21 protein-coding genes and 1 pseudogene are annotated in these 24524 nt (G+C 74.8%); 9 read left to right on the forward strand and 13 right to left on the reverse strand.

Going from position 1 to position 24524, the window contains the following annotated elements; translation table 11 throughout:
* Positions 1 to 196 precede the first annotated feature (196 nt).
* The 7 genes from ACFV1W_RS12390 to ACFV1W_RS12420 all read right to left on the reverse strand — a co-directional run bounded on the left by ACFV1W_RS12390 (position 197) and on the right by ACFV1W_RS12420 (position 8622).
* The gene (locus ACFV1W_RS12390; RefSeq protein WP_380415644.1) at positions 197 to 691 is read right to left on the reverse strand and encodes a universal stress protein; all 495 of its coding nucleotides are present in this window, start codon (positions 689 to 691) and stop codon (positions 197 to 199) included.
* Positions 688 to 3120 carry a phosphoenolpyruvate synthase gene (ppsA, locus tag ACFV1W_RS12395; protein ID WP_380415646.1) on the reverse strand — a complete coding sequence of 811 codons (2433 nt, stop codon included), beginning with the start codon at positions 3118 to 3120 and terminating at the stop codon, positions 688 to 690. Before ppsA ends, ACFV1W_RS12390 begins: the two co-directional genes overlap by 4 nt.
* 335 nt (positions 3121 to 3455) lie before the next feature.
* The gene (locus ACFV1W_RS12400) at positions 3456 to 3704 is read right to left on the reverse strand and encodes a hypothetical protein (RefSeq protein WP_380415648.1); all 249 of its coding nucleotides are present in this window, start codon (positions 3702 to 3704) and stop codon (positions 3456 to 3458) included.
* Positions 3705 to 3870: 166 nt separating this feature from the next.
* The gene (locus ACFV1W_RS12405; RefSeq protein WP_380415649.1) at positions 3871 to 4404 is read right to left on the reverse strand and encodes a flavodoxin family protein; all 534 of its coding nucleotides are present in this window, start codon (positions 4402 to 4404) and stop codon (positions 3871 to 3873) included.
* Positions 4405 to 4677: 273 nt separating this feature from the next.
* Complete coding sequence (locus ACFV1W_RS12410; protein ID WP_380415651.1) at positions 4678 to 5556, reverse strand: universal stress protein; 879 nt, start codon at positions 5554 to 5556, stop codon at positions 4678 to 4680.
* Between the two features lie 237 nt (positions 5557 to 5793).
* The gene (locus ACFV1W_RS12415; protein ID WP_380415653.1) at positions 5794 to 8376 is read right to left on the reverse strand and encodes a cation-translocating P-type ATPase; all 2583 of its coding nucleotides are present in this window, start codon (positions 8374 to 8376) and stop codon (positions 5794 to 5796) included.
* A gap of 12 nt (positions 8377 to 8388) precedes the next feature.
* Complete coding sequence (locus ACFV1W_RS12420; protein WP_380415654.1) at positions 8389 to 8622, reverse strand: DUF1918 domain-containing protein; 234 nt, start codon at positions 8620 to 8622, stop codon at positions 8389 to 8391.
* A 291-nt stretch (positions 8623 to 8913) separates the two neighbouring features.
* Here ACFV1W_RS12420 and ACFV1W_RS12425 point away from each other — a divergent pair, with 291 nt between their 5' ends.
* The gene (locus ACFV1W_RS12425) at positions 8914 to 9531 is read left to right on the forward strand and encodes a hypothetical protein (protein ID WP_380415656.1); all 618 of its coding nucleotides are present in this window, start codon (positions 8914 to 8916) and stop codon (positions 9529 to 9531) included.
* A gap of 6 nt (positions 9532 to 9537) precedes the next feature.
* Here ACFV1W_RS12425 and ACFV1W_RS12430 read toward each other — a convergent pair whose 3' ends face one another.
* A complete protein-coding gene (locus ACFV1W_RS12430) occupies positions 9538 to 11934 on the reverse strand; it encodes a glycoside hydrolase family 65 protein (RefSeq protein WP_380415657.1) in 2397 nt (798 codons plus the stop codon).
* 280 nt (positions 11935 to 12214) lie between these two features.
* On the opposite strand from ACFV1W_RS12430, the gene ACFV1W_RS12435 reads away from it, so the two are divergent.
* From ACFV1W_RS12435 to ACFV1W_RS12450, 4 genes are all read left to right on the forward strand, one after another.
* Entirely contained in the window at positions 12215 to 14941 is a 2727-nt protein-coding gene (locus ACFV1W_RS12435; protein ID WP_380415659.1) for a GNAT family N-acetyltransferase, read from the forward strand.
* Between the two features lie 6 nt (positions 14942 to 14947).
* A complete protein-coding gene (locus ACFV1W_RS12440; protein ID WP_380415660.1) occupies positions 14948 to 15637 on the forward strand; it encodes a CBS domain-containing protein in 690 nt (229 codons plus the stop codon).
* Between the two features lie 165 nt (positions 15638 to 15802).
* Positions 15803 to 17197, forward strand: coding sequence for a chloride channel protein (locus ACFV1W_RS12445; protein WP_380415662.1), 1395 nt, complete (start codon positions 15803 to 15805; stop codon positions 17195 to 17197).
* Between the two features lie 171 nt (positions 17198 to 17368).
* Positions 17369 to 17518, forward strand: coding sequence for a hypothetical protein (locus tag ACFV1W_RS12450; protein WP_380415663.1), 150 nt, complete (start codon positions 17369 to 17371; stop codon positions 17516 to 17518).
* A 38-nt stretch (positions 17519 to 17556) separates the two neighbouring features.
* Here ACFV1W_RS12450 and ACFV1W_RS12455 read toward each other — a convergent pair whose 3' ends face one another.
* From ACFV1W_RS12455 to ACFV1W_RS12470, 4 genes are all read right to left on the reverse strand, one after another.
* The gene (locus ACFV1W_RS12455; protein ID WP_380415664.1) at positions 17557 to 17826 is read right to left on the reverse strand and encodes an SHOCT domain-containing protein; all 270 of its coding nucleotides are present in this window, start codon (positions 17824 to 17826) and stop codon (positions 17557 to 17559) included.
* Positions 17827 to 17876: 50 nt separating this feature from the next.
* Positions 17877 to 18341, reverse strand: a complete 465-nt coding sequence (locus tag ACFV1W_RS12460) for a DUF6325 family protein (RefSeq protein WP_380415666.1) — start codon at positions 18339 to 18341, stop codon at positions 17877 to 17879.
* Positions 18338 to 19981, reverse strand: coding sequence for an MFS transporter (locus tag ACFV1W_RS12465; protein WP_380415668.1), 1644 nt, complete (start codon positions 19979 to 19981; stop codon positions 18338 to 18340). Before ACFV1W_RS12465 ends, ACFV1W_RS12460 begins: the two co-directional genes overlap by 4 nt.
* Before the next feature lie 267 nt (positions 19982 to 20248).
* Positions 20249 to 20602: a hypothetical protein gene (locus ACFV1W_RS12470; RefSeq protein WP_380415670.1), complete on the reverse strand. Its 354-nt coding sequence runs from the start codon at positions 20600 to 20602 to the stop codon at positions 20249 to 20251.
* Positions 20603 to 20888: 286 nt separating this feature from the next.
* Between ACFV1W_RS12470 and ACFV1W_RS12475 the strand changes: the two genes are divergently transcribed.
* Together ACFV1W_RS12475 and ACFV1W_RS12480 are read left to right on the forward strand one after the other, a co-directional pair.
* Positions 20889 to 21326 carry an STAS domain-containing protein gene (locus ACFV1W_RS12475; protein WP_380415672.1) on the forward strand — a complete coding sequence of 146 codons (438 nt, stop codon included), beginning with the start codon at positions 20889 to 20891 and terminating at the stop codon, positions 21324 to 21326.
* Positions 21323 to 21750 (forward strand): annotated as a pseudogene (locus ACFV1W_RS12480) (hypothetical protein). Before ACFV1W_RS12475 ends, ACFV1W_RS12480 begins: the two are co-directional and overlap by 4 nt.
* A 90-nt stretch (positions 21751 to 21840) precedes the next feature.
* Here ACFV1W_RS12480 and ACFV1W_RS12485 read toward each other — a convergent pair.
* Positions 21841 to 22725 (reverse strand): ribonuclease BN, encoded by an 885-nt coding sequence (locus ACFV1W_RS12485; protein ID WP_380415674.1) that lies wholly within the window; start codon positions 22723 to 22725, stop codon positions 21841 to 21843.
* Positions 22726 to 23028: 303 nt separating this feature from the next.
* Between ACFV1W_RS12485 and ACFV1W_RS12490 the strand changes: the two genes are divergently transcribed.
* Entirely contained in the window at positions 23029 to 23724 is a 696-nt protein-coding gene (locus ACFV1W_RS12490; protein ID WP_380415675.1) for a CBS domain-containing protein, read from the forward strand.
* A gap of 9 nt (positions 23725 to 23733) precedes the next feature.
* A complete protein-coding gene (locus ACFV1W_RS12495) occupies positions 23734 to 24336 on the forward strand; it encodes a CBS domain-containing protein (protein WP_380415677.1) in 603 nt (200 codons plus the stop codon).
* The last annotated feature ends 188 nt before the right edge of the window (positions 24337 to 24524 follow it).

The following is a 24524-nucleotide window of genomic DNA, read 5'->3' on the forward strand; positions in this document are numbered from 1 at the left end:
GGCCGGCGCCGTCACCGGCCCACTGCGGAACCTCGACCACCCTCATCGTCGGCCACCGCCGCCCCCGCGCGGCAGGGCCGGTCGGGCCAGGACGGCGGCCGGGCGGGCCCCTGCCGGTCCGGGTGTCCGCATGCGGCGCCGCAGGCCGCCGGTGACGGCCCCGGAAGTCCGACCGTCCCACCGAGCGGGAGCCGGATCACCCGGGTGAGGCCTTGGACTCGGGCGGCACGACGATGACGGGCAGGTGGGCGTGGTGGATGACTTCGGTGCTGGTCGAGCCGAGCGCGAGCCGGCCCCACAGGCCGGCGCCGCGGCTGCCCACCACCAGCATCGCGGCGTCCTGGCTCGCCTCCAGCAGCACGTGGGCGGGACGGCCGCGCTCGCAGCAGACCTCGACCTCCACGTACGGCTCGCCCACCAGCTGGCGCAGCTCCTCGACCGAGTCGGTCACCTCGCGGGCGACGGCGTCGTGCAGGTGCGGCAGCGGTTCGCCGCCCGAATCGCGCCAGCCTGTCATGGCCCGGCTCGACGGCTGGGTGCGTCCGCCGCCGAACGCGCAGACGGCCCGCACGCCGACCCCGCGCAGCTGCGCCTCGCGCAGAGCGAAGAGCACGGCCCGGCGGGACGGCTCCGAGCCGTCCGTCCCGACCACGATCGGAGCGGCGGGAGCTGGTGCGGGGGTGGTGCTCACGGTGACCTCCAGGAGTGAGTCAGCCCGTTGCCTCCCATGATCCCCCGACCCTCGCGCGGCGGCACGTCCGTCCCCGCCTCGGCCCGGGCCACCGCGTGCTTCACCGCGGCGAAGCTGTCCGGGGTGACGGAGATCGAGTCGATCCCGGCCTGGACCAGGAACCGGGTGAAGTCCGGGTCGTTGCTGGGGCGTTGGCCGCAGAGACCGACATGGCGGCCGGCCGCGTGGGCGGTCGCGATCAGCGACTCGATGCTGCGCGTGACGGCCGGGTCGCTCTCGTCGAAGAGGTGGGCCAGCAGAGCGGAGTCGCGGTCGACACCCAGGGTGAGCTGGGTCAGGTCGTTGCTGCCGATCGAGAAGCCGTCGAAGCGTTCGGCGAACTGCTCGGCGAGCAGGACGTTGGCCGGGATCTCCGCCATGACGTACACCCGTAGGCCGTTGGCACCTCGGGCGAGCCCGTTGTCGGCCATCACGGCGAGGACCCGGTCGGCCTCCCGCGGGGTGCGGCAGAACGGGATCATCACGACCACGTTGGTCAGCCCGAGTTCGTCCCGGGCCCGGCGCAGTGCCCGGCACTCCAGGGCGAAGCCCTCGACGTAGCCGGGGTCGTAGTAGCGGCTCGCGCCGCGCCACCCGATCATCGGGTTGGCCTCGGTCGGTTCGAAGGGCGCGCCGCCGACCAGCCGGGCGTACTCGTTGGTCTTGAAGTCGCTGGTGCGCACCACCACCGGGTCGGGCCAGCGGGAGGCGGCGATCCGGGCGACGCCCTGGGCCAGCCGTTCGACGAAGTAGTCGGTGCGGTCCGGACAGCCGTACGTCAGCTCGTCCACCAGCCGCCGGTCCTCGGCGGACAGCCGCTCGGGGTGGACCAGCGCCATCGGGTGGACGCGTACCTGGTGGGCGACCACGAACTCGGTGCGGGCCAGGCCCACGCCGTCCGCCGGCAGCCGCCACCAGCGGAAGGCCGCGCCGGGGTCGGCGAGGTTGAGCATCACCTTGGTCCGGGTGGCCGGCAGCGCCCCGAGGTCGATCTCGGTCGCCTCGTAGCCGACCCGGCCCGCGTAGACGTGTCCCTCCGCGCCCTCGGCGCAGGAGACCGTGACCTCCCGCCCGTCGGCCAGCACGGCGGTCGCCGAACCGGTGCCGACCACCGCCGGCACACCCAGCTCCCGGCTGACGATCGCGGCGTGCGAGGTGCGCCCGCCGTGGTCGGTGACGATCGCGGCGGCCCGCTTCATCAGCGGCTCCCAGTCCGGGTCGGTGATCTCCGTGACCAGGACGGCGCCCTGAGGGAAGCGTTCCAGCCCGACCGGCTCGGCGAGCGCGCACACCGGCCCGGCGCCGACCGCCTCGCCGACCGCGATGCCGTCCACCAGCCGCTCGCCCGTACCGGTCAGCCGGAAGCGGCGCAGCACCTCGCCGTGCCGGCGGGACTGCACGGTCTCCGGCCGGGCCTGGACGAGGAACAGCTGCCCGCTGATGCCGTCCTTGGCCCACTCCAGGTCCATCGGGCAGCCGTAGTGCTCCTCGACCGCCACCGCCCACTCGGCGAGGGTGCGGACGTCGCCCTGGCCGAGCACCGGGCGGGCCCGCTCGTCCTCGTCGGTGTCGACGGTCGTGGTCGAGCCGTCCTCGCCGTACACGGCCTTGCGGCGCTTCGCGCCCAGCTGCACCTGGACCACGGGGTCGAGGCGGTGGTCCTTGAGCACCGGCTTGAACACGGTGTACTCGTCCGGATCCACCTGACCGCTCACCACCGTCTCGCCCAACCCCCACGCGGCGCTGATGACGACCACCCCCGGGAAGCCGGTCTCGGTGTCCAGGGTGAAGGCCACACCCGCGCCCGCGAGGTCGGAGCGCACCATCGTCTGCACGCCGACCGACAGGGCGAGGGCGAGGTGGTCGAAGCCCATCCGCTCGCGGTAGTCGATCGCCCGGTCGGTGAACAGCGAGGCGTAGCAGCGCCGGCACGCGTCCAGCAGGGCCTCGGCGCCCCGGACGTTGAGGAAGGTCTCCTGCTGACCGGCGAAGCTCGCCTCCGGCAGGTCCTCCGCGGTGGCGCTGCTGCGCACCGCGACGTCGGGGTCCGTGCGCCCGGCGTCGCGGGCGAGGCGCCCGTACGCCGTCAGGACGTCCTGGGCGAGCGCGGTGGGCAGGGGAGTGTCCAGTACGGCCGAGCGGATGGCGGCGCCGGCCTCGGACAGCGGGGCGCCCCCGTGCAGCCGGTCGACCTGCTCGGCGATCCGTTCGCGCAGGCCACCGGTGTCGAGCAGTTCGCGGTAGGCGTCGGCGGTGGTGGCGAAGCCGTCCGGGACCCGCACTCCGGCGGGGCCGAGGCCGGTGATCAGCTCGCCGAGCGAGGCGTTCTTGCCGCCGACCAGGCCGACGTCCTCCCGGCCGAGGTCGCGGAAGCGGATGACACGGCGCATGGCTGCCTCCAGGCGCGCTCGCGGTGACCCGGCGCCGGACGCGCCGGGGGCTCCGTCCCTGTCACTGTCCGCCGGGGCGCGCGGTCGGGCCCAGGGGCGTACGCCTCCGCAGGCTGGTCCGGTCGGTCGTCCCGGCAGGGCCGACCGGCCCCGTCGGGCGGGTACGGGACGCGGCCGCACCCGCGGACCGTCCCGGCCGGCCGGTCGGGCGACGGCTGGTGGGCGAACTGGCCGAAGGAGGAGAAGCCGATCGCCCCGCGCAGGTCCGCGACGGCGGCCAGGACGGTCGTGCGCCGGTGGCGGCTGCCATCACGTCCTCCCTCGGACGTCGGCCGTCACGCCCGCGGCAGCCGCAGCGGGCTGTGCGCGTCCTCCACCTCCGCCAGCAGTGCGAGGTGGTCCCGGTACTCGGACCGGTCGATCAGCCCGGCCAGCAGTGCGGCCGTGACCAGCCGTTCGGCCTCCTCCCAGGTGACCATCGGCCGCGTGGCGGAGCACTCGGCGCGCTCGGTGCGGGCGGGCCGGTGGTGCCGGGCGGAGATCCGCCCGAGGGCCCTGAGCAGTGCCGCCAACATGGCGGTCACCTCCTGTCGCATTCCCCGATGACGAGCCTTCCCGGCGGCCGAGGTCCGGAACAGCGGCTGAACGCCCTCGGCGGTGGGGCCGGTCGGGCCCGTGGGCCGCGTCCGACCGGGTCCGACCTCCGGCGCGGGGGAACGCCGGGCGATCGGGTCCGGGCCCGAGCACGGGTCAGACCAGCCGCGCGCCCCAGGCGCGGGCGCGGTCGAGTTCGCCGGTGCGCAGCGGGCCGTCGTTGTGCTCCACGATGAAGCCCTCGGGTTCGGCGACCACGTCGTAGTGGTGGCTGGAGAGCCGGCGGGCGATGCCGTTGGCGGCGCCACCGGCCCTGGGCATGTCGACCCTGGTGTCGAACGCGGCGGCGTAGGTGCCGGACTCGGTCTGCGGCAGGTCGTGGAACCAGGCCCGCAGACCCGGCCCCTCGGCGGTCTCCCGTGCCTCGGCCGCGGCCGCCTTCCGCTCCTCCTCGTGCGCCCCGGCGGCGGCGGCCATCCGCCGGCTGAGCCCGGAGGACATGCCGTGCATGTGGGTCGGTCCGCCGACCACCAGCAGGTCCGCGGAGCGGGTGGTCTCCGTGTCCGCCTCGGCCACCGGCAGGCAGTCCACGGCAGCCCCGGGGTCGGCCTGGTGGACGCCCTCGGCTATCGCCTCGGCGATCTCGCGGGTGTTGCCGTACATGCTCTCGTACACGATCACGGTGTGCATGGTCTCCACCTTTCGTCACCCCCAGGCTCACCCCGGGACAGCCCGTGCGGCGGGGGCCGAACGGCCCGGACCGGACGGCCGGACGGACCTGCGCCGGGCGTCGCCGGGCAGCCCGGGGACGTGCGCACCGTGGCGGGCCTGTGCCCTACCAGCCCCTGCCGGTGACGGACCGCGTGTGGTGACCGCGGCGTCTCGTCAACCAGCGCCCGGTGGAGCCGGTGTCACGACACGCTCCGACCCGCGACGGCGGGGCACCGACGGCCGCGCGGAGGTTCAGTGGCGCGATCCGGGAACGGTGACGACCGGGCAGTGGGCGCGGTGGAGCAGGCCGTGGGGAACGGAGCCGAGGCGCATGCCGCTGAAGCCGCCGCTGCCACGGCGGCCGACGACCACGGCGAGGGCGTGCTCGGAGGCGAGGCCGAGCTCCTCGACCGGGTGGCCGTGCACCAGCTCGTGGGTGACCCTCACATCGGGGTAGCGGTCGTGCCGGCCGGCGGTGCACTCGAAGAGCAGCCGTCGGAGGAGCTGGACGGTGGTGTGCTCGTCGAGGTTGCCCACCGGCGGGCGGTGCCAGACCCACAGGACGCGCAGGGCGGCCCGCCGCTCGGCGGCCAGATCGAAGGCGAAGTCGATGGCGGCCTCCGAGGAGGGGCTGCCGTCCACACCGAGCACGACGTACGGCGGGTCCTGGCTGGTGTGTTCGGGGTCGCGTACGACGGCCACCGGACAGTGCGCCTGGGCACTCACCGGGACGGCCACCGAGTAGGCGCTCAGTGCCTCCGCGGCCCGGCCGAGCCGACGGGAACCGAGCACGACGAGTTCGGCCCGGCGGGACTCCCGGCACAGCGCCGGGGCCGGGACGTCCTCGGAGATGTCGGTGGTCAGTGCGAGGGCCGGGTGCCGGTCCCAGGCCACGGCGGCAGCCCGGTCGATCGCCTTCTCGGCGCGCTCGACCAGGGCCTTGTGGTAGTGGCCCTGGTCGAAGGGGCGGAACTCGCGGAACACCGACGGTACGGCGTGCACCAGCCGCAGCGGCAGGCCGCGCCGGGCGGCCTCGTCGGCGGCCCAGGCCGCGGTCATTCCGCCGGTGTCGCGCGCATCGACGCCGAGGACGACGGAACGGGCCCCGCTGTGGTGGATCTCGGACGTCATGGTTCCTCCTCGGGTACGCGGACCGGGCCCCGCTCTCACGCTAGGCAGGCCCGGGTTCCCGTCGTGAGGGCCGACCGGCCCAGGGCTCCGCGCCCGTCGGTCCGTCCGCTGCGCCCCCGACCGGCCCGCGGGCAGGCTGAAGGAAACGTGGCCGGTGCGCTCTCGTCCTCCAGCAGGCAGGTACGACGGGGCGTCGGCACCTCGTGGAGGTCGGTGACCAGGGCGTTCGGCATGCTCTCAGATCCCTCGCTTGCGGAGCCGGGCCGCCGCGAACCCGACGAGCCCGGCGACGGCGGGCGCGGCGAGGTCGCCCCAGGACAGCGGAACGGTGTCCAGAACGTCGCGCAGGAACGGCACGTAGAGGGCGGCCGCCCCGAGCGCGGCCGAGGCGAGGACGGCCACCGGCAGGAACGGGTTCGCGCGGGTCACCAGGCGTTCGCGCAGACCCAGCACGACGCCGAGCTGGGCGGCCAGCAGGGCGATGAACAGCACGCTCTGCCAGGGGCGTCCGCTGCCGTGGGACCGGAGCGCCGCACCGAGCGCCGAGGCCGCGACCACCAGTCCGAGCAGCAGCACCCGCTGCCAGACCCCGGCGCCCAGGATGTGCTGGCCCGGCGGTCGTGGGGGCCGTTCCATCGCGCTGGCGGAGAGCGGCTCCGCACCCGTGGCGACGCCGGTCAGGCCGTGGGTGAGCAGGTTGATCCAGAGGATCTGGCCGGCCCGCAGTGGCAGGGCCAGGCCGAACAGCGGACCGGCCAGCATCACCAGGATCTCGGCCGCGCCGCCGGCCAGCCCGTACACCAGGAAGCGGCGGATGTTGTCGTAGACCCGGCGTCCCTCCGCCACCGCGGTCACCACGGTGGCGAGTTCGTCGTCGGCGAGGACCAGGTCGGCGGCCTGCCGGGCGACTTCGGTGCCGCGCCGGCCCATGGCGACGCCGATGTCCGCCTGGCGGAGGGCCGGCCCGTCGTTGACGCCGTCGCCGGTCATCGCGGTGACGGCGCCGCGGGTGCGCCAGGCCTGGACGATGTCGAGCTTCTGCCGGGGGTCGGTGCGGGCGAACACCCGAACCCGGGTGAGGTCGCCGACCTGGGCCTGTGCCTCTCCGCTCACCACCGCCTCCGGCCCGGCGGACGCCTCCAGCAGTCCGACCCGCACGGCCAGGGCCCGGGCGGTGGCCGGATGGTCGCCGGTGACCAGGACGGGCAGGACGCCGGCTCGGCGGCAGGCGGCCAGCGTGGCGGCTGCGGCGGGCTTGGGCGGGTCGGCGAGCGCGGCCAGACCGAGCAGTCGCAGTCCGTGCTCGGCCTCCTCGGGCGGTTCGGGGAGGTGGTCGAGGCGCCGATCGGCCAGGGCGAGCACCCGGTAGCCCTCGGCGGCGAGAGCGGCGGCCGCGTTGCGGGCGCGGTCCAGCAGCTCCGGGGGCTCGGCCAGGACCGCGGGATCGAGCACGGCCTCCGGCGCGCCCTTGAGACAGGCCAGCAGCTTGCCGTCGGCGCTTCGGTGAACGGTGGTCATCCGCTTGCGGAGGCTGTCGAAAGGCGCCTCGGCGGCCCGGGGGCAGGCCTCGCGGAGCCGTACGTGGTCGAGGCCGGCCTTGTCGGCCGCCGTCAGCAGGGCGGCCTCGGTGGGATCGCCGAGCGCTGCCCACTGACCGTCTCCCTCCGTCGGCGGCCGTAGCGCGGCGTCATTGCACAGCGCGGCCGCGGTGAGCAGGCTTCGCACCTCGGCCCCGGCACTTCCGTCGAAGTCCGCGGCTCCTCCGTAGGGGTCCGCGGGTCTCCCGTGGAGTCCGATCCCACCGGCCGGTCCGTACCCGGCACCGGTCACGACGGCCGTCGCGTGCGGCGTCCAGAGCCGCTCGACCACCATCCGGCCCTCGGTGAGGGTGCCGGTCTTGTCCGTCGCCAGCACCGAGACCGAGCCGAGCGTCTCGACGGCGGGCAGCCGCCGGACGACGGCGTGCCGGGCCGCCATCCGGCGCGCGCCCAAGGCCAGGGCCAGCGTGACGACCGCGGGCAGCGACTCCGGCACGGCGGCGACCGCCAGGCTGATCGCCGTCACCCCCATCTCGCCGGGCGGCTGGTGCCGCAGCAGTCCCAGGACGAAGACCACCGCGCACAGCCCGACCGCCACGGCGGCCAGCACCCGCCCGAGCCCGGCCAGCCTCCGCTGGAGCGGGGTGGGTTCGGGCCGGGGCCGCAGCAGCGTGGCGATCCGGCCCAGCGCGCTGTCGGCTCCGGTGGCGGTGACCACGGCGAGCGCCCGGCCCCGCAGCACGACCGTCCCCGCCAGGACCGTGTCGTCCCCCGCTGCCCCGGCTCCGGCCCTCCTGGCCACCGGCACGGACTCCCCGGTCAGCATCGACTCGTCGAGCAGCAGGGCCGCCGCCTCGACAAGCCGCGCGTCGGCCGGGACGATGTCGCCCTCGGCGAGCGCCACGACGTCGCCCGGGACGATCCCGGCCGAGGGCACCTTGCGTTGCCCGCCGTCGCGCAGCACCCGCGCGGCGGGCGCTGAGAGCCGGGACAGGGCGGCGACGGCGTTCTCCGCCCGGACCTCCTGGACCACCCCCACGGCCGTGTTGACCACGATCACCAGCGCGATGACCACCGCGTCCGGGTGGTCCCCGATGGCCAGCGTCAGGGCGACGGCCGCGAGCAGCACGGTGATCAGCGGATCGCGGAGCTGAGCGCCCACCCGGGCCCACAGCGGCACCCGCCGGTCGGCCGTGACCTCGTTGGGGCCGTGTTCGGCGAGCCGACGGGCGGCCTCGGCGGCGCTCAGACCGCGCGCCGGGGCACGGGCGGCGACGGCCATGGCCCGGGCCGGTCAGCCCGCGAAGAGGTGCGGGTGGGGCGGGACCGTCACGTCCTCGTGCCGGTAGTGGTGGATCCGGGCGTCGGGTCCGGGGACGTACTCGGTCACCCGGCCGTCGTCGGCCCAGCGCACGTCGTACGGCGGGGTGCCGTCCGGGTGGTGCAGGCCGACGATCTCGCCGTCCCTGCGGGCCGCGCCCGGCCGGGTGCCCTGGACAATGATGCGGTCTCCCACGGCGGCTTCCATGCCGTCCTCCCTGGGTCGGTACCGGGCCGGGGCGCGCCCCGGCCGTTCGTACTCCCATCGCACCACTGACGGGGAGGCCCGGCAGGGGCCGGTCGGTCCTCGGCACCGGGCCCGCCGGCCCGGGCCGTGGACGCCCGCCCCCGGTGGACGGGGCCGCCGGGGACGGGAGACCCGCCACGGACGGCCCCTCGGGGCCCACCACCGGGGCCGTCAGGCCCTCGGGCGACCGGGTACGTGACCGGAAGACTGAGTTACGGGAGCCCTTGCCCCCCGCTACGGAGGAGGCGCGACATGTCCGCCACTGTCACCGCATCCGGGCATCCGTCCTCGCACACGTCCCTGCGCCGGCACGTCCTCAGGGCGACCGGCAGGGACCACAGCCCGCTCTGCCGCCCGCTCGACCGGGCGTACAGCCGCCTCGTGGCAGGGCTGGCGCTGGCGATGCTCGGCACGCTGGTCGTGGCCGTCGTCACGGCCCTGCTCGTGTACCGCGCCGAGACGCGCACCGCCCAGCAGACCGCTCGGCACCGGCACACCGTCACGGCGGTCACCACGGGCCCGGCGCTGTCGGCCGACCCCCGCGCGGGCGGCGGGCGGGAGTACGCCCCGGCCCGCTGGGTGTACCCCCTCGGGCCCGGCACCGGGAGCGTGCCCGTGCCGGACGGCACCCTCGCCGGGACGGCCGTCCGGGTCGGACTGAACGACGCCGGAAGCCCCGCCGGTGCGCCCGAGCCGGCCGATCTGATCCTCACCGACGCCGTGCTCGCCGGCTTCGGCACGGTGACCGTGCTCGGCTTCGGCGCGGAGGGCGCCTTCGCGCTGCGCCGGCACGGACTGGACCGGCAGGCGGAGAAGGGCTGGGAGGCCGCCTGGGAGCAGGTGGAGCCGCGCTGGTCCGGGCGGCGGTGAACGGCGTCAGAGATGGAAGCGGCGGGTCTCGCCGGGCCGGATCGTCGCCTCGGTGCCGCGCAGGCGGATCCGGACCGGTTCCTGGCGGTCCTCGCGCAGGCCGACCGTGACCGTCCTGCGGTCGACGGCGACGGTGAGGCCCCAGTGCCCCCGGTAGCGCAGGTCGAGTTCCAGACGGCCGAGGGCGGACGGCAGGCGGGGGTCGAGCCAGAGGGCGTCCTCGCGGACCTCCAGGCCGGTGTAGCAGCGTTGCAGCAGGTCGACCGCGCCCGCCATGGCGCCGAGGTGGACGCCTTCCGCCGTGGTGCCGTGCTGGCTGTCGCGGAGGTCCGCGACCAGGGCCTCGCGGAAGTGGTGCCAGGAGGCGCGGCGATCGGAGCGGGTGAGCACCCAGGCGTGCACCACGGAGCTGAGCGTCGAGCCGTGCACGGTGCGCCGCAGGTAGTAGTCGGTGGTGCGGCGCAGCAGCTCGTGGCCGGCCGGGTGGCCGAGGCGCCGCAGCAGGTCGCGGACCTCGCGGGCGGAGAACAGGAACCAGAGCATGAGCGCGTCGGCCTGCTTGGAGGCCTTGTAGCGGTTGACGGTGTCGCCCTCGGCCTCCAGGATCCGGTCGAGCCGGCGCAGGTCGGGGTAGCGGCGCCGGTAGCCCTCCCAGTCGAGTTCCGCCAGCCGCTCGTATCCGTCGAACTGGCTCAACACGCCGTCGTGGAACGGGACGTGGAGGTGTCGGCCGACCTCCTGCCAGCGGTCCAGTTCCAGGTCGTCCAGGGCGAGGCGTTCGCGCAACTCGTCGCGGCGGTAGCCGGGCAGGGTGTCCAGGGCGTCCCGGGCACGGGCCAGCACCCAGGAGGCCAGCACGTTGGTGTAGGCGTTGTCGTCCAGGCCGGGCCGGGCCGCCCAGGGGTAGGCGTCGTGGTACTCGTCGGGGCCGAGCACGCCGCGGATCGACCAGTGCTCGTGGGAACGGTCGTAGAGGGCGGCCGAGGACCAGAACCGGGCGATCTCCAGCAGCGTCTCGGCGCCGGCCGTGGCCAGGAAGTCCCGGTCCCCGGTGGACTGGTAGTACTGCCAGATGTTGTACGCGACGGCTGATCCCACGTGCCGCTGCAGGTGGCTGTGGTCGGGCAGCCAGCGGCCGGACAGCGGATTGAGGTGCAGCTGCTGGGACTCCTCCCGGCCGTCGGCGGCGCTCTGCCACGGGTAGGCCGCCCCGCGCAGGCCGAGTCCACGGGCCTGGCGGCGGGCGGCGTCGAGGCGGCGGTGGCGGTAGCGCAGCACGGCGCGGGCCAGCTCCGGGAAGCGCAGGTTGAGCAGCCGCAGCACGAACAGCTCGTCCCAGAAGACATGGCCCCGGTACGCCTCGCCGTGCAGCCCGCGGGCCGGGACGCCGACGTCCAGGTCGATCGAGTGCTCGGAGTAGGTCTGCAGCAGGTGGAACAGGTTCAGATGCAGCGGGCCGGCGCCGTCGAAGTCCGCCTCGATCCGGCAGCGCCGCCACAACTCCGCCCAGCGCAGCGCGTGTTCGGCCAGCAGCTGGTCGAAGCTCCCGGCCTCGGCGGCGAGCCGGCGGGAGGCGCGCAGCGGGGTGTCGATCGCCCGGTCGCGTGAGGTGTGCACCGCGACGGTCTTCGTCACGGTGAGGGGCCGGCCCTGTTCGGCGTCCAGGGTGAGGTGGTGGGCCGCCCAGCCCTCCCGGCACTCCGTACTCACCCGCGTCGCGCGGTCCGTACTCGTCCGGGCGCACAGGGCGATCCGCAGCGGGGAGTGGGCGGCACCGGCCTCCAGCCAGAGCAGACCCGCCTCGTCCACCCCCTGACCGGCCGGGACGAGGTGGCGCTCGGTGAGTCCCCGGTAGCGGGGCACGCCGGTGTTGGCGACATCGCCGTCCAGGGCCGAGCGGACCTCCAGCGGCCCGGACCAGTTCTCCGGGGTGAAGGTGCTCTCCAGGACGAGCAGGTGCGGCTGGGCCTGGCTGGCGAGGCGGCGCTGCACCAGGCGGGTCCGCCGCCCCCGTTCGTCCACCACCAGCGCGCTGCGGGTCAGCAGGCCCCGGCGCAGGTCCAGTTCCAGGGTCTGCTCGGCGGGCGGCCGGGCGAACCACGTGCCGTCGGCCGGGCGGAAGGTCAGTGGCAGCCAGTTCGGGCAGTTGACCAGGTCCTCGTTGGCGACCGTGCGCCCGGCGACCGTCGACTCGGCCCGGTCGTAGCAGCCCGCCAGATAGGTCCCCGGGTAGTGGACGCCGTCGGCGACGGACTCCGGCGCGGCGCCCCGGCTGACCAGGTAGCCGTTGCCGACCGCGCACAGGGCCTCGCGCAGCCCCTCCTCGACGGGGTCGGAGCCCTGGTAGCGGAGTGTCCACGGGTCCGGCATGTCCGGGTGTCCCGCCGGCGGGTCTGCTGCCACGACGCGACCTCCGTGCCGACTGGCCTGCCTCCAGTCTGCGCAGCCCGGCGCCGGACCGCTCGCCGTCGGCGTCGGCGTCGGCCGCCGGTCGGCTCCGCATGGGGCGTCGACCGGGGGCCGGCCCCGTCACCGGCGTGCCCCCCTCTGGGTTCGGCCCGCGAAGAACGTCGTTCGGCCCGCGACGTCTTTCGGCGGGCCGGTCGGGGCCGGTCGGCCCTGCCTTGGTGGGCGGCGGGCGCGGAGGCTGGAGGGGTAGCACGGCGAAGGCCGAGGAGGCGCCATGTCGACCGTCCACCCGCCGCGGAACACCGTCGAGGCCCTGCTGGCCGACGGCACCACCGTCGAACTCCGGCCGCTGGGCCCGGACGACCACCGGTCGGTGCTCGATCTGCACACCGAAGGGATGTCCGAGGAGAGCCGGCGGCTGCGGTTCCTCGGAGTGAGCCGCAACGCGCCGCAGCAGGCCGCCGACCGGCTGTGCGGGGCGCCGCGGCCCGGCCTGCTGGCGCTGGGCGCCTGGGCGGGGGAGGAGTTGGTCGGCGAGGCGGACTGCGAGCTGCTGGACGAGCCGCCGCAGACCGCCGAGCTGGCGCTCGCGGTGGCAGACCGCTGGCACGGCCGGGGCGCGGCCACCCTGCTGCTGGAACACCTGGTGCACGCCGCGCGGGCCGTCGGCATCCGCTTCTTCGAGGCCGACACCCTGTTCGGCAACCGGGCCGTCCACCAGGTCTTCGCCGACCTCGGGCTGCCGGTCGAGCGCCGTTACGCCCAGGGGGAGGTCAGGATCCGGGTGCCGCTGGACGACGAGGGCGGCGAGCGCTACCGCTCGGCCGTGGACGAACGCGGTCGCCGCGCCGACGTCGCGAGCCTGACGGCGCTGCTGCGTCCGGCCTCGGTAGCGGTGATCGGGGCGTCCCGGCGGGCGGGCTCGGTCGGGCGGACCGTTCTCGGGAAGATCCGGCGGGGCGGCTTCGAGGGCGAGGTCTGGGCGGTCAACCCGCACGCCCGGGAGATCGACGGCGAGCCCGCCCATCCGTCGGTCCGCGCGCTGCCCGCCGTGCCGGACCTCGCGGTGCTCGCGGTGCCCGCCGGAGCGGTCCCCGATGCGGCCGAGGAGTGCGGTGCCGTCGGCGTCCGGGCGCTGGTGGTGCTCACCTCCGGCCTGGGGCCGGAGGAAGCCCGCCGACTGATGCGGGCCTGCCGCCGGCACAGCATGCGACTGGTCGGCCCGAACAGCCTCGGCATGGCCCAGACCGATCCCACCGTACGGCTGGACGCCGAGTTCGGCGGCGCCTTCCCGAGGCCGGGCACCGCCGGAGTGGCCGTGCAGAGCGGCGGCGTGGGGATCGCGCTGCTCCAGCGGCTGGCCTGGCTGGGCATCGGGGTGTCGAGCTTCGTCTCACTCGGCGACAAGTACGACGTCAGCGGCAACGACCTGCTCCAGTGGTGGGAGTCGGACGGCCGTACCGACCTCGCGCTGCTCCACCTGGAGTCCTTCGGCAGCCCGCGCGCCTTCGCCCGTACTGCCCGCCGCGTCACCCGGACCATCCCGGTGCTGACCGTCGACGCCGGGCGCTCCACCGCCGGCCGCCGGGGCGCAGCCTCGCACACCGCGGCCGCCGCCACCCCCACCGTCACCCGGGAGGCGCTGTTCCGTCAGGCCGGCATCACCGCGACCCGCAGCATCGAGGAACTCGTCGAGGTGGCGGCCCTGTTGCACGCCCAGCCGCTGCCCGCACCGCGCGGCGCGGTCGCCGTGGTGTCCAACGCGGGCGGAATCGGCGTCCTGGCCGCCGACGCCTGCGCCGAGGCGGGCCTGACACTGCCAGAACTCCGCCCGGAGCTGGGTGAGTTGCTTCCGCCCGGCGCCTCCGTCCGCAATCCGGTGGACACCACGGCGGCGGTGCGCCCCACCGAACTCGCGCTGTTCCTGCGCGCGTTGGAGCTGGAGGAGGCCGTCGACGCGATCCTGGTCTGCCTGGTGCCGACGGCGCTGTGCGAGACCCCCGGCCAGGATCCGGCGCCCGCCCTCCTGGAGGGCCCGGCCCGACGCCGCGTCCCGATCGCGGCCGTGCTGCTCGACCAGCAGGTGCCCGTGCGCTACCGCGGCTGCGCCGACGGCGGCAGCCTTCCGGTCTACTCCGACAGCCTCTCCGCCGCCCGGGCCCTCGCCCACGCCAGGGACCGCGCCCGCCGGCTCGCCGAGCCGTTCTCGCCGGCGGCCGACGCCCCGGACTGTGACCGGCGCGCCGCCCGCAGTGTGGTGGACGGCTACCTCACCGCCCACCCCGAGGGCGGCTGGCTCGACCCGCTGTCCACCGCCGACCTGTTGGAGGCCTACGGGCTGCCGCTGACCACGACCGTCTGGGCCCGCGACGAACACATGGCGGCCGTCTCCGCCGACGGGCTGCGTCGCCTCGGGCACGAGGGGAAGGTGGTGCTGAAGGCGTACTGGCCCGGGCAGGTGCACAAGAGCGCCGCGGGCGCGGTGCGCACCGGGCTGGCCGGCGATTCCGACGTGCGCTCCGCCTACCGGGAGTTCACGCGTAGGTTCGGCCCGGATCTGGCCGGAGCGGTGGTCCAGCCGATGGCCGCGCCCGGTGTCGAGCTGCTCGCGGGAGTCGCGCAGGACCAGGTGTTCGGCCCGCTGATCGTCCTCGGCCTGGGCGGCACCGCCGCCGACCTGCTGGCCGACCGGGTGGCCCGGCTCGCCCCGCTGAGCGAACGCGACCTGAGCACCATGATCACCGAACTGCGCAGCGCGCCGCTGCTGTTGGGCAACGGCGGGGCGGCTCCCGTCGACCTCGCCGCCGTACGGTCCGTCCTCGCCCGGCTGTCCCGGCTCGCCGACGACTTCCCCGAACTCGTCGAGGCCGACCTCAACCCCGTCATCGCCCGCCCGGACGGCGCGCTCTGCGTGGACGCCCGGGTCCGCCTCGAACGCCGTCCGTCCTTCGACCCCTACCTGCGACGGCTGCGGCGTCCGACGGCCGCAGAAGGGGAGTGAACCGTCATGAAGCACAGCATCCTCGACGGAACGGCGGCCGACACCTTCCCCGCCGTCGAGTCCGCACGCACGCCCGCCCGCACCCGGGTCCGCGACTGCATGAGCCATGCCGCCGTCGCCGTCACCCCCCGCACCGACTTCGCCACCGTGGCCGCCGTGCTGATCGCCTCCCGGCTCGGCATCGCGCCCGTGGTGGGCGCGGACGGCACCGTCACCGGTGTGGTCGCCGCCTCCGACCTCCTCGCCGCCCATGCCGCGCAGGACCCGGACCGGGAGCTGCTCGCCCGGGACCTGATGGCCTCCCCGGCGGTCACCGTCACGGAGGACACGACCGTCACCGAGGCGGTGGCCCTGGTCGCCGAGCACTCCGTGCACCACCTGCCCGTCGTGGACGCCGACGGCCGCCTGACCGGCCTGCTCTCCACGCACGACCTGCTGGACGCACTGCGCCGCGACGACGAGGCCGTCCGCTCCGAGGCGTTCGCCCTCGCCCTCACCCCTGGCAGCGGAGTCGTCCCGGCCTCCCTGCACATCCGCTGCGAACGGGGCCTGCTCTCGGTCACCGGCCGCACCCGCACCCGCGGCGACGCCGCCACCCTCTGCCTCCAACTCGCCCGCATCGACGGACTCAGGGCCCTGGCCGACCACCTCACCTGGGACCTGGACGACATCGATCCGGGGCCGCCCGGTCGCTGACGGCGCGGACACCACGGGCTCCGGCGGTGGGCCGAGCGGGTGAGGCTCGGCGCAGCGCCGACCGGCCGCGTCCGGATCGTTCCGCGGTGGCGGCCGCTGCGTGATAGACGTCGGGGACGCGGCCGCCGCCGCGTGTCCACCCGCAGACCGGCGCCGAGGAGGGCGATGCGCTTGTCGGCCGACCACCGGTCCCCGGCACCCGGCGCGGACTCATCGGATCCGGCGGCGCTCGTCCGCACCTTCGGCTACCTGAAGCTGCTGGCGCTGTCGGCCGTCCTCGGGGTGCTGGTCTCGGCCGCGGCCTACGGCTTCCTCGCCCTGGTCTCCGAACTGCAGTCGGCGACCTACACGGACCTGCCGAAGGCGCTGGGCTTCCACGGGACACCGCCCTGGTGGCCGCTGCCGCTGCTGGGCGTCGCCGGGCTGCTGGTCGGCGCGGCCGTCCGCCACCTCCCCGGTACCGGCGGCCACGAACCGACCGCGGGCCTGGTGACCATGGGAGCCCCGAGCGCGATCGAGCTACCGGGAGTGTTCCTCGCCGCACTGGCCACCCTCGGCCTGGGCGCGGTCCTGGGACCGGAGGCGCCGCTGATCGCCCTGGGCGGCGGGCTGGCGGTGCTGGCGGTCGAGCGGCCCGGCCGGGACGTCGCCCCGCCGGTCGTCGCCCCGCCGGTCGTCGCCCCGCCGGTCGTCGCCCCGCCGGTCGTCGCCGTCGTCGGGGCCGCCGGAAGCTTCGCCGCCGTCAGCACGCTGCTGGGGTCGCCGCTGCTGGGCGCCTTCCTGCTGATGGAGGCCTCGGGGCTCGGGGGCCCGACGATGGGGGCGGTGCTGGTCCCCGGCCTGCTCGCCGCCGGTATCGGTTCCCTGGTCTTCCTCGGCCTCGGCAGCTGGACCGGCCTCGGCACCTACTCCCTGACGCTGACCGACGTGCCGCACGCGGACCGACCCGACCTCCCGGAGTTCGGCTGGGCGCTGGTGGTCGGGGTGGCGGCGGCCCTGCTCGGCGCCGGTATCCGTCGGCTGGCCCTCGTGCTCCGGGCGCGGGTCGAGCGGCGCAGGGTACCCGCGACGGTGGTGATGGGCCTGGTGGTCGCCGGGTGCGCCATCGCCTACGCCGAGGCCACCGGCAAGGGCGCGGCCGAGGTGCTCTACTCCGGACAGGGCGTGATGGGCCCACTGCTGGCGGGCCATGCGGGTTATTCGGCCGGTGCCCTGGTCCTGCTCGTCGCCTGCAAGGGACTGGCCTACTCCGCCTCGCTCAGCGCCTTCCGGGGCGGGCCGGTGTTCCCGGCGATGTTCGTGGGAGCGGCCGGGGGCACGGCCCTCTCCCACCTGGCGGGGCTGCCGATCACCGCCGCGTTCGCGACGGGGATCGGTGCCATGTGCGTCGCGCTGCTGCGGCTGCCGATGACCTCGGTGCTGCTCGCGACCCTGCTGCTGGGGACCGACGGGCTCACCGTCATGCCGCTGGTGATCGTCTCGGTGGTGGTCTCCTACGTCCTGACGCTGCGGATCGGTCCGAGCGGTGCGGGGGCGGCCGCCCCTGGGGTCCGGGGCTGAAGGGGAGACGGAGCACGGGGTTCGATGACCGGTGGGGTGTGCGGCACGTCAGGCGGGCGGTGGAGTCGGGCAGGAAGCGGTTCTCCGGTACCTGGGCCGGGGCGTTGCGGCAGCGGCTGCAGGACGCCGGCTTCATGAACCTGGGCATTCAGTTCGCCGCCCCCGATCAGGGTGGTCTTCTTCCTCGTGTCCTGGCTGATCGCCGTCGGCGTGGTGATCATCCTGGGGGCGGTGACGGGCATCGTCCGGCGGGAACGGGGCCTGTCGGTCACCGCCGGCCTGAAAGGACTGCCCCGGCCGGGGAAGCGCGGCCGGGGCTGAGGGATCACGGGGCGGAGCGACGTCCGGCCCGCAGCGGGTCAGGTACCGAGGAGCTTCGCCTTCTGGGCGGCGAACTCGGCCTCGGTCAGGATGCCCTGCTCCTTGAGGGCGCCGAGCTTCTGGAGCTGGGCGATCGTGTCGTCGGTGCTGCTGGGAGCGGCGGCCGGCGGCGGTTCCCGGTACGCGGCGGCCTGCGCGTCCTGCTGGGCCCACCGGCCTGCCTGCCGCCGTGAGACGCGGTTGGAGACGGCCGTGGCCGTCCCCGCGACCACGGCGGTGCGGGCCACTCCTCGAATCAGTCCGGGCACGGGTTCCTCCTTCGGTCGTGCTTCGGTCGGTGCGGGTCGTACGGCACCGGTCAGACCGGGCTGTCGGCGTCCTCGACGGCTGTCAGAGCCGCCAGGACGTCCTGGACCGGGATCCGACCGCTGGCGACGAGCTGGGCGCCGGCGCGGCGCAGGGCTCCCACCATCGGAGCGGCCCAGAGGTTCTCGTAGACGAGGACGGCGGCCGAGTTGCCGGGTTCCAGGGCCTTGGCCGCCTCGCTGATGTCGTCGTCGCCGAGCAGGCCCGAGGAGGCCCCCTCGAACACGGTGAGGTCGAGCTGTCCGTCGCCGGTCAGATCGGCGAGCTCCAGCGCGGTCAGCGAGCCGTCCGTCTCCTTCTTGACGAAGGTCAGGTCCAGGATCCGGATGATGCCCCGTTCGACCAGGTCCAGGAGCAGGGGCATGCCCTCGCCGGTCAGACGGGTACCGGGGAACTCCACGATCAGGTAGTCGATCGGACCGGTTTCGTTGAACTCTTCGTCGATGGTGTCGCTCATGGCAGCTCCTCGTGCTGTTCGGTGGGATCACCTGGGCCGCCCGGAGGCGTACCGCGGGTGCGGGCCGGGACGCGGCCGAGGCCGCTCCAGGTGGCGGGCAGCCGACGGGTGAAGGGGAAGCCGGCCAGGGTGATGCCGGCGGCGGCCAGAACGGCCACCTTCAGGCCGTTGAGCTGGGCCGTCCGGTAGGCCGAGACGACGGCGTCCGCCTCCTCCGGCGGGATCGAGGTCTTGGCGAGGGCAGCGGCGGCCTGGTCGGCCGGTACGAAGTTGAGCCCCGACTCGATCTGGACGCCGGCCTGTCGGCGGACCGTCTCCGAGATCGCCGGGTCCTCGGCCAGCGCTGCCGTGAAGGCGGCCGCCAGGGCGCTGATCACGATGGCCCCGATCAGCGCGGTGCCCAGGGACGACCCGAGGTTCTGGGCGGTGTACTGCAGGCCGCCGACCTCGCTGCGCTCGGACTCGCCGACGCTCGACTGCACGACGTTGCCCAGCTGGGAGGCGAGCAGGCCCATGCCGAGACCGAGCAGCGCCATCGCCAGGGCGAAGGACAGGTCGTCGAGTTCGGGCCTGATGGTGCCGAGCATCCACAGGGTCGCGGCGAAGAGCACCAGCAGGCCGGTCCGGACCACTGTCCGCGGGGACGCGAACCTGTTCAGCGCGGGGCCGCTCAGCGCCGCCACGAGCATCGTGACCGACACGGGCAGCAGTCTCAGCCCGGTCTCGAAGGCGTTTAGCCCCAGCACCACCTGGAGGTACAGCGGAATGGCGAAGAACAGGCCCAGCAGGATGACGTTCTGGCTGAACAGCATCAACAGGCCGGAGCGCAGGCTCGGAATGCGGAACAGGCTGAACCGCACCAACGGGTCCGCCCGGTGCTCCTCCCAGAGATGGAGGAGGTAGAGGAGGACGAGGCCGAGAGCGATGACGAAGACCGTCGGGGAGAACCCGAACACGGTGAACGGGGGGTTGCGCGGTTGGAGCCATCCCCACGAGCTGCTCTGCAGCACGGCCAGCACCACCAGGGCCAGTCCCGCGACCGACAGCAGCACACCGCCCAGGTCGAGCCGGGGCCGGGTCGCGGGCGCGGGCTGCGGCGCGATCCAGCGGATCAGGAGGAGGATGACCACCACGAGGACGGCCTCCCCGGCGAACACCAGGCGCCAGGTCAGGTACGTGGTCACCCACCCGCCGAGCAGCGGGCCCACCGCGATCCCCGCACCCGCGAGGCCGCCGATGACCCCGTAGGCGATCGCGCGGTCCCGGCCCTGGTAGGTGCTCGCCACGAGGGCGGCGAGGGCGGGGAGGACCAGCGCGGCACCGAAACCCTCGATGACGGACCAGCCCAGTGCCAGCACCCCGAGCGTGGGCGCGACGGCGGTGAGCGTCGATCCCACCCCGTAGACGACGAGCCCGCCGGCGAACACCCGGCGGCGACCGAACATGTCGCCGAGTTTGCCGCCGGTGATCATGAAGGCGGCCATGACCAGCGTGTAGAGCGTGATGACCGCCTGGATCGCCGTCACCTCGGTGTCGAAGTCGATGACCAGCTGGCTGATCGACACGTTCATCACCGATGCGTCCAGCACCATGAGGAACTGCGCCATCCCGAGGATGATCAGCGCCTTCCACCGGTTCACGACACCTCCCGAAGGGTTCACACGCCCGCGCGCGTCGACCCGGCCGTCGCAGACCGCGGCGGTGAGGAGCGGCGTGGTCGGCGGGGCCGGGCTCCGTGGGCCGAGCGCGGTGTGCGCTCGCGGGCCCGTTCCCCCGCGGCGACGGCGTCGGCGGTCATCGGTTCCACCGGGCCAGTGTGGCGGCCCCCGCCCCGGTCGGCCGCCCCTGGGCCGCCGATCGGGTGCAGACCCCGGGGCGCCGGTCACCTGTTCCGGGTGCTGAGGGCGTCACGCACGCACCCGCCGGTGCGCCGGGTGCGTGGCCGCCCTGACGCTCTCCAGGACGCGTGCGCCGGCGTGGGCCATCGCGCCGGTCAGGAGGAAGAGGGCGCTGATGAGGATCCATCCGTCCCTCTCGTCGACGCTCAGGGCGGCAGCGGGCGCGGGGCGGTGCGACGCGGGTGCACGTTCCGGAGCGGGGCGCAGCATCTCCTTCGCGATCGCGGCGACGCCCGACAGTGCGTGCCTGATCGCGCCGGCGACGATCATCGACGAGCCGATCACGACCCAGTCGACCCGTCCGAGCTCCGTGGGTCCGGCTGCGCCGGTGCGACGCGGTACCTGGTGGTGGGTGCCGGGCATGTGCCTCGCCTCCTTGTCGGATGCGGTGGGACGATCCCTATCTTCCGACGTTCGCAGGGTCCGCGCGGGGTGCCATGGGCCGTCCGGCCCACGACCCGGGGGCCGGACGCCCGCAGGGCTGCGCGTCACCGCGCCGCTCCTGGGGGCGACCGGGCGACGGGCAGGGCCGGACGGACCCCTGCCGCGGTCCGTGGGGCCCTGCCCGGCCGGAAGGGCCGGCCCTACGGTGGCCGCAGGGCTTCGGTTCCGAGGTTCTTCAGCCAGCCGAGCTAGCGAGGCGGTCGTTATGGAAGACGACTACCTGCTCCGTACCAGTACGGAGGCGTCCCCGGGCACCGCGTCGGTGGCCTTGGAGGGCGAACTCGACATCGCCACCGCGCCGCTCGTGATCGACGCCGTCGTGCGGGCCCTCGCGGCTCGCCCGCCACAGCTGGACCTCGACGTGGCGGCCCTCGCCTTCTGCGACGCCGCCGGTGTGCGCGCCCTCCTCCAGGCGCGCCGGATCTGCCGCGTGCACCACGCGGGGTTCCGGCTCGTCGGCGTCCGGCCCGGGCTCTGCCGGATCCTCGTCGTTCTGCGCCTCACCGACCTCCTGCCCGCTCCGGCCGAGCGGGTCGGGAGCCGGGCGGGTGCCGGCTCCCCGGATCCCCTCCACGCGACTTCTCCCCCCTCCCGCCTCCCGTTCCCGGCGAGGCTGCCGCTACCGAATGAGTCCATGTCATGACCAGCAGCGTCACCGATGCGGACCGCACCGCCCGGGCACCCGGACACCGCCCCTTCGCGACCGGGTGGACCGCCTTCGCCGCGATCATGCTGATTTCTGGAGGCATCATGGCGATCTTCGAGGGGATCGCCGGCATCGCCAAGGACAACCTGATAGTCGTCACCCGTCACTACGTGTACTCGATGAACACCACGGACGGGGAGGGATCCACCTGATCCTCGGGGCCGTCCTCGTCCTGGCCGGCGTGGCGCTGTTCAGCGGTGCCGTCTGGGCCCGTGTCGTCGGCGTGGTCGTCGCCGGGCTGGGAATGATCGCCAACTTCCTGTGGCTGCCCTACTACCCCGTCTGGGCGGTCGTCCTGATCGCGATCGACGTCTTCGTCATCTGGGCGCTGTGTGTCGGAACGGCCGGAAAGGAGACCTGACGGCCCGCAGGACGACCGTCCCGGGCCCGGACAGCGTGGCCGGCCCGGCCCCTGGCGACCAGCCGGGGGCCGGGCCGCTTCTCGCGGACCTCAGTCGTCCGCCGGGGCCGGCTCAGGAGTCGACAGCAGCCGGGCCAGTCGGCCCTGGCCCGCCACCACGTACCCGGTGCTGATCGCGAGCGTGACGGCCGTGAACACCACGATGAGCCAGCTGAGCAGGGTGAAGACCAGGCCGAGCGGACCGAACTGCGTCACACTGCGGTCCACCGAGCGGGGAATGTAGAGCCGCGACGCCGAGGAGAGCGCCGTCAGGGCGGCACCGGTCAGCACGGCCCCCGGCAGCAGCGGGAGCCAGCGGACACGGCCGCCGAGCAGCAGGTGTTGCGTCCACCACCAGAGAAGGGCGCCCGTGAGCAGGTAGAGGAAGATCCCGAGGCCGTGGCCCACTCCGAACCCGGACCGCACCTGCCCCTGGACGGTCAGGGCGGTGAGCCACACCAACAGCCAGGCGAGCCACCGCCAGGCCGCCAGGCGTCCCGACAGGTGGGGCAGGTGCCAGCTCCGCTCGCACAAGCGCTGCAGTACGCGGCTGCAACTCGTGGCCGAGAGCAGGGTGACCAGGACTCCGGCGGCGCCGAAAGCGTCGGTGGTCTGTGTCCGGTTGCTCCGAAGCACCTGTTTGACCTCGTCGAGCGAGGCGCCGCGCAGCCCCAGGACGGTGCGCAGGGACTCGGAGACGCTGTTGCGCACCGCCTGGGGCATGAACGCGGCCAGCACGAACAGCACCGGGACGGCGGTCAGGAAGGCCTGCGCCGCGAGGCGGGTGGCGGTGTCCAGGACGTGGACGTGGACCAGCTGTGCCACCAGCCGGCGCGGGAACGGGGCGTCGCGCAGCGTGGCCGTCCGCCCCCGCAGCCAGGTGGATCCGGCGCGGACCCACCGGGCGCGGCTGGGCCGACCACGCTGTTCCGTCACTTCGCCGTCCCTCCGATCGATGCCGGCGCTCCGGACGGGCGACGGGATCGCGAGGACACGCCGAGCACTCCGGATCCCGTCCAAGACTGGGCGACCGGATGGTCTGCGGCATCTCCGGCGGACCGCCGTTCGGCGCAACGGCCCGCAGCCCGCCGGCCACGGACCGCGGCTCTCGTCGTCCCCGCCGCCCGGCCGCCCCGCCCTGGGCCGGTCCGGCCCGTCGGTGGGGACCGTACGGCCCTGTCCGGCGCTTTCCGGCGGACGGACAGTGGAGGCGGAACCACCCGAGGAGGAGTGAGGACGATGCAGCACCGCAGCGTCAGCGACGTGATGACCCGTGAGGTCGTCACCGCCCGGCCCGACACACCGTTCAAGGAGGTCGCGGCGTTGTTCCACCGCAACGACATCACCGCCATCCCGGTGATCGACGACCAGGGACGGCCGCTCGGCATGGTGTCCGAGGCCGATCTGCTCCGCAAGGAGGCCGTCCTGCCCGACCCGGAGGGTCGCTCCCCCGGGCGCTGGCTCGACGCCGGGGACCGCGCCCGCGCCGAGGCGGAGACCGCCGGCGGACTGATGACCAGCCCCGCCGTCACGGCCCGCCCGGGCTGGTCGGTGCCGGAGGCCGCCCGTGCCATGGACAAGCACAGGGTCAAGCGGCTGCCCGTGGTGGACGAGGTGGGCCGACTGGTCGGCATCGTCAGCCGCCGCGACCTGCTGGAGGTCTTCCTGCGCCACGACGCGGCCATCCGGGACGAGATCAACCACGACGTGCTCGGCCAGACCCTCTGGCTCGCCCCCGGCGACGTGCGGGTCGGCGTGCACGAGGGCGTCGTCACGCTGAACGGGCGGCTGCCGCGCCGCAGTCTGATCCCGATCACCGAGCAGCTCTGCCGCGCCGTGGACGGCGTGGTCGCGGTGCACGCCAGCCTCGACTGGACCGAGGACGACACCGAACCTCGCCTGGAGCACCCCCGCGCCTACCACGCCACGTCTTAGGAGGCCGCCGTGACCAGCACACCGAGCACCGTCGCCGACGTGATGACCCACGCCGTGGTCGCCGTCGGCCGTCACGCGGACTTCCGGGAGGTCGCCGAGACCCTGCAGCGCTGGCGGGTGAGCGCCGTGCCCGTGCTGACCGGCGACGGCCGGGTGGTCGGGGTGGTCTCCGAGGCCGATCTGCTCACCGCCCGCGACCGCGACGGCGAGCGCGCCGACGCCCTGACGGCCGGGCGGATGATGTCCGTCCCGGCGGTCACCGTGCACCCCGGCAGCCCGCTCAACGAGGCCGCCCGGGCGATGGCCCGGGGCCACCTCAAGCGGCTCCCGGTGGTGGACGAGGAGGACTACCTGGTCGGCATCGTCAGCCGGGGCGACCTGCTGAAGGTCTACCTGGGCGACGACCGCGAACTCGCGGACCGGGTCCGCTTCGAGCTCGTCGCCACCTTCGGCCCGGAAGCCGGGCTGGGCACCGACGTCCGCTCCGAGAACGGCCGGATCACCCTGACCGGCGGCCTGCCGGACACCGTCTCCGCCGGCATCCTGGAGCGCCTGGTGCGCTCCGTGCCCGGCGTGGTCGGCGTCGAACTCAGGCTCGCCGCCGCGGCCTGACGGGGCCCGAGCCGTGCTGCTGCCCGCCGCCGACCGGCCCGTCCCCGGCCGCACCGGGCACCGCCCCGGCCCGGTCGCCTTGGCGGTGACCGACCGGCCCGGTGCCCGGCCGCCGTCGTCCCGCGCGGCCGACCCGGTGCGCCCGGCGGCGCGAACGCGCAGAATCGGTGATGTCACCGTCGGCGCGT

Source organism: Kitasatospora sp. NPDC059648 (assembly GCF_042734825.1).
Taxonomy (GTDB): Bacteria; Actinomycetota; Actinomycetes; order Streptomycetales; family Streptomycetaceae; genus Kitasatospora.